This window comes from Liquorilactobacillus vini DSM 20605 (assembly GCF_000255495.1).
GTDB classification, from domain to species: Bacteria; Bacillota; Bacilli; order Lactobacillales; family Lactobacillaceae; genus Liquorilactobacillus; species Liquorilactobacillus vini.
The window spans coordinates 1-5,009 of the sequence record NZ_AHYZ01000058.1 but is presented as its reverse complement, the minus strand read 5'-3'; the positions used below and the strand labels follow the sequence as shown (position 1 = coordinate 5,009).

Below are 5,009 nucleotides of genomic sequence, written 5' to 3'. Positions count from 1 at the left end.
ATTGGTATAATAACCACCAGCAAAATCCAAACAAATATGGACAATATCGGTTTGAAAAATTTTAAGGGGTGTTAATAAAAAAGCAGCTGCCATCAAATCAAAATATAAACGTTCAAAGCCATAAATATGGGTAACATTTGTATTGATTTCGGTAATTATTTTAGTAATAGTTTGACTTAAGCGGGGATGCAAATTATAAAGATACTTAAAATCTTTCCCATTGCCTTGCTCATTAACGATGTTTTTGTATTTTTCCAATGCTAGATAAATTGATAAGACGGAAGAAAAATGCATCAGGACTTGATCACTAACTTGTTTTTGCTGGCCGGAAAATCCCAAACATGTTTAATAACGATTTTTTTTATTTGAAAAAATAATTGCTGTTGTTTAGGCGCTAAATACTTTATAATCAAGCAGCTGCTGATCTATTGACTTCTTTGCGGCAAATCAAGCAAGCCGATCCAACGATTTTTATTGCCGATGACGGCTGGCTGCCAGCGCACACGGAATCGCCTTGGAGTTATTTTTGCGGTCAAGCCAGCAATGATGACCAGCCACTGTATTTTGATCGCTTGTCTTTGCCCAATTTGTGGGAGATCCGTGGCACTAATTATGGAGCAAAAATCTACGATGATGACCGGTTGGCTGGCCAAATTGGGTATGCACAACCAGCAGAAAAGCGTTTGATCAAAGAGGTTAAGTGGTTTGACCGCCAGCAAAGAGTGCGTTCGGTTGATCACTATAATTGCTGCGGCCACCGTTTTGCCCAAACGATTTACAATTTGGCAGAACAACCAGTGATTAAAACCTATTATACCCAAGATCGGCGGGAAAAAATTGTTGAGAATTTAGTTACCAATGACATTATCTTGAATGGGCAATTTGGCAAAAACTATATTTTCCCCAACCAAACAGCTTTTGTTAAATTCTTTTTACAACAGCGGGGGTATGATTTAAGTCAGATTCGTTATAATTCTTTATCATTTCCCTTTTTTGTAAGTTTAAGCTTACCCAACTCGGGTCATGATCTGCTCTTTTGGCAAGAGCCCCTGGAGCAAGAACTCCCGGCTAATATGCGTCAGATCTTGGAGAATCAAGCTTTGCGAACCAAGCAAATCATCTTTTTTGCAAGATCGGCTTATGAATTCGTTAAAGCTCATTTACCAGCAGCCGCGACTGTCGATTTGCAGCTTTTGGGTTACCTTTATCCGCATCGCCGATTAAACCATGGCGGCCAAAAAATTTTGATTATGACTAATTCAGATCAGTTGGAACAAATTGCGCCACTGATTAAAGAATTGCCTGGGTTTGAATTTAATATTGCCGCGATTACGGAAATGTCGGCTAAGTTAATGTCATTGCAGCGCTATGAGAATGTGCACTTATTTCCGAATGCCTCACCAACTGTCACTGAACAGCTGTGGCAGACAGCCGATTTTTACCTAGATATTAATCATCAAGCTGAAATCAAAAATGCAGTCCGAACAGCCTTTACCAATAATTTGCTGATTTTGGGATTTGAAAATGTTTTGCATGTGCCACGCTATGTTGCTGAAAACCACCGCTTTAAACCAGTTGAATTCCACCAACTCGCGGCTTTGATCAAAAAATGCCAGCTGGATCCAAATTTCCTTCAGCAGCAGCTTAAGTTGCAACGCTTAGCAGCTAATGAAGTTTCAGCTGCCGATTATCGAACAATCTTAATAGGAGAAAACTATGCCAAAAAATCGGAATGACTTAATTAAAAAAGACATTGCCCAGCGGCTGAAAACTGAAAGAAATCTCACCAAAAAGCCGGCCAAGTCGACGAGTGGTAGTCAAAAGATAGCCTTGCTTATCAGTTTGCTGATTACCTTAGGAATCATTGTGTCACTGTTGCAGGTCTTGTTTTAGGAGGAATAACTTGAAAGTTCATATCACGAATCTTTATGGTCAATCAGCTGACAGTACAGCCTTGATTGCTCAAAATATGGTTGCTAAGATTGCTCAGCAATTGGGAATCAGTGAGGCAGGGATCTATAATTATCCAGTTAAAAGCGATACCGCGGGTGAACTAACTAAGCGGCTTGATGGAATTTTTGCTAGTTTTGCTCAGGGTGATATTATGATCTTTCAAACGCCAACTTGGAACGATCTTGAATTTGATCAAGCGCTGATCAATCATGTTAAAGCCTATCGTGATTCAAAACTGATAATTTTCGTCCATGATGTAATTGCGTTGATGTTTGAAACTAATCGTTATTTGTTGCCCAAGCTGATTGCTGCCTATAATCAAGCCGATGTTCTTATCTTGCCAAGCGAAAATATGCGCCGTGTGCTGGTGAAGCATGGCTTACAAGTCAAAAAAGTCTTAATCCAGGGAGTTTGGGATCATTTATATGATTGCCCACAATGGTTTAAGCCGCCATTCAAACGCCAGCTGAGCTTTATCGGCAATCCGCAAAAATTTTCTTTCATTAATGATTGGTCTACAGCAGCCGTGCCGATTAGATTATATGCTGCCCAACCGGCAGTCTCTAATCCAGCTATTACTTATGCGAAGCCTTTGCCTGATGTCGCTTTGCTGCCGGATCTTCAGCAAAATGGCGGCTTCGGGTTAGTTTGGGGGACCGATCGTTATTGGCATGAATATATGATGTATTCGACTTCTTTTAAGTTAGGGACTTATCTTGCAGCCGGTTTGCCAGTTGTGGTGGATGCCAGCAATGCTAATGCGGATTTGGTGCGGCAAAATCATCTTGGCTTGGTTGTTGTTTCCTTGGACGAGGCGGCTTACCAAATCCAAACGCTGTCGGCTGCTGAGTATCAAGAGTTGTGCGCTAGTGTTGATCAGTTTGCTGAACTGTTGCGGCAGGGATACTTCACAAAGCATGTTTTAATCGATGCAATTTTTTATTTGCTGCAAGCACCGCCAACCAGTCAGCTGTATGCTTTGCAGACTTCGCAGCAATTTCAGCCGCGGTTTTTGAATATCCAGCAGACGTTGACTCACTTGGAATCATCATCGTTGATTAATCTCAGTTTGGCTGACATTCAGCTGCTGCATAGTGAAACCAGCCAGCCGAATGCAGCAGCAGCTTTAGCGCATGAATTGTTAAATATCGTTAATCTGCCAGCTGGTCAGCCCGTCTTGCTCAGTTTGCCGCAGCCATTGACGCAAACTGAACAAGAAACCTTCCAAGTCACTTTTAATGCCGCGTTTTATGGTGATGGCCGGCTCAATCAGCCATTTGCTAATTTTCCGTTGGCGCAAGCAACTGAAATTTATCAGCAGCTCCAACAGCTTTGGGAAAAGCAGGATCTGTTGCTTTTGACTGAACGGCATTTGGAAACAAATTTATTTGCTCAGGCAGCTTCAGTCGCACAAATCGTTTGTTCACCGCGAATATCTGCCGCTCAGCTTGCGGAAATCAAAGCAGCCGCCAAGCAAAAGCTGGTTTTGGTGCTGTTGGGGTCAGCTGGGCATCGACTGGCCGCAGTGTTAGCGACAACTGGTCAGCAAGTCCTGGATTTGGGCGCTCAGCTAGTTGAAGATTATGCGAATTTCACAGCCATTCAGCCTAATTAAATGGGCGAATGGCTGTCATAAAAAAACCTAAGCAGCAACAAATGCAGCTAGGCAGAATCAAAAATATTTATTCGTACAGAAGATCAATCAAAATTCTATTCGACTTATGAAAGCCAATTAAAATGGTCAGCCAAACTGAACGGATCAGCTACCATAAACGATCTCCTGAATATGCTTGGTAATTTTAGCAATTCTAGGGAAACCGCTAAAGCCGCTTTGGTTGTGACCATGAGTCATAACCACCAGCAAATAGCGCTGACCAGTCGGCAGGGTAACGATCCCGGCATCATTGTTGGTGTCATCAAGGAAACCGACTTTATCTTGAACAGTGGTACCCTTTAGCGCTTCAGCGGCTCCAGTTGGAATGCCTTTACGGTAGACTTGCTTTTTCATTAAGCCTAAAATGTAGCTGCGATCACTGGAATTGCTGAAAACACCGGTGCCTTCTGCTAATTGTTTCAATAGATAAATTAGACTAGTGGCAGTTGTTTCAGCATCTTGGCCTTCGACAAAGACTGGTGAGTACCAGCCCTGGTTTGCGATAAAGCTATTGATCGTACTTAGACCATAATTGGACAGTTGTTCATCAGCATAATCATTTTGACTATAAACGATCATATTTTCAAAGCCGGTTTGATTGGCAGTCGTCCAACTGAAATTACCGGCTTGTTTTTCCTTCATCAAAAATGCCGTAATAAATAATTTGAAGGTACTAGCCGCAACTTCAGCGGTATGCGCATTCGCTGAAGCCGCTAATTTGCCTTCCTGATAGACGGCAGCTGTTGAGCTTTTAGCTGCCTGGCTGCCAGCTACCGGACTTAAATTATAAAAACTCACACTGGCAGTTTTGTCCGCAGTAACTTTATTTAAGTATTTTTGCAATCTTTGTTTGATTTTAGCACGCTTAGTTTTAATCGCCAGCTGTTTGCTAGTCGAGCTTGATGTCGACGAAGCCGCATTGGCAGCTGGTTGCTGATTAATTTGTCGGCTTGTGCGATAGATTAAAATCCCGGCAACCGCAGCGAGTAATACAAACAAATAAATAAATCTTTTCTTCATAAAATAATGTGCACTCCCAAGTTCTTTGACTACTCCCTTTTTAGTAGTAAGTAAGCACTTGGTTTAATCCATAGCATCAGCATAATCCTTAAGGAAATTTAATGGTCACTAGTCAAAAATGCTTATGATAAAATTAATTATTGAATTAATTTTATCAAGCTTTTTTGGCAAAAATATCCCAGAAAGTTCATCTAAATTTCAAATTTTTCTGTCAATAAATAAGCAAAACTTTTAAGGCAAAAGCGCAGCATCCTGGCTGTTTTTTAATTTGACCAATCTTTTAAAAAAGAAAAATCTTACGTAAAAAAGGATTGCTATAATTATATTTATATTTATAGAAAATTAATTTGCTAACCTATTTTTCGAAATGAGGAAATGACCA

Annotated in this window: 5 protein-coding genes; 3 read left to right on the top strand and 2 right to left on the bottom strand. The window is 40.9% G+C overall.

From position 1 onward, the window contains the following. On the bottom strand, positions 1-339 hold a 339-nt coding region (locus tag ON15_RS03300; protein ID WP_010580063.1), incomplete at its 3' end, for a hypothetical protein. A gap of 59 nt (positions 340-398) precedes the next feature. Here ON15_RS03300 and gtfB point away from each other — a divergent pair. From gtfB to ON15_RS11215, 3 genes are read left to right on the top strand one after another with little or no spacing between them, the layout of a single operon-like run. Beyond that, positions 399-1,736 (top strand): accessory Sec system glycosylation chaperone GtfB, encoded by a 1,338-nt coding sequence (gtfB, locus tag ON15_RS03295; RefSeq protein WP_026049463.1) that lies wholly within the window; start codon positions 399-401, stop codon positions 1,734-1,736. After that, positions 1,717-1,893 (top strand): hypothetical protein, encoded by a 177-nt coding sequence (locus ON15_RS11725; protein ID WP_156397528.1) that lies wholly within the window; start codon positions 1,717-1,719, stop codon positions 1,891-1,893. Before gtfB ends, ON15_RS11725 begins: the two co-directional genes overlap by 20 nt. Before the next feature lie 10 nt (positions 1,894-1,903). Further along, complete coding sequence (locus ON15_RS11215; RefSeq protein WP_010580061.1) at positions 1,904-3,568, top strand: GT-D fold domain-containing glycosyltransferase; 1,665 nt, start codon at positions 1,904-1,906, stop codon at positions 3,566-3,568. Between the two features lie 144 nt (positions 3,569-3,712). On the opposite strand, the gene ON15_RS03285 is transcribed toward ON15_RS11215, so the two are convergent. Further along, entirely contained in the window at positions 3,713-4,627 is a 915-nt protein-coding gene (locus ON15_RS03285) for a serine hydrolase (RefSeq protein ID WP_010580060.1), read from the bottom strand. Positions 4,628-5,009: the final 382 nt, after the last annotated feature.

Coding starts and splice junctions, on each gene's coding strand:
- ON15_RS11725 (WP_156397528.1), top strand. CDS start 1,717: ATGCCAAAAAATCGGAATGACTTAATTAAAAAAGACATTGCCCAGCGG.
- ON15_RS03285 (WP_010580060.1), bottom strand. CDS start 4,627: ATGAAGAAAAGATTTATTTATTTGTTTGTATTACTCGCTGCGGTTGCC.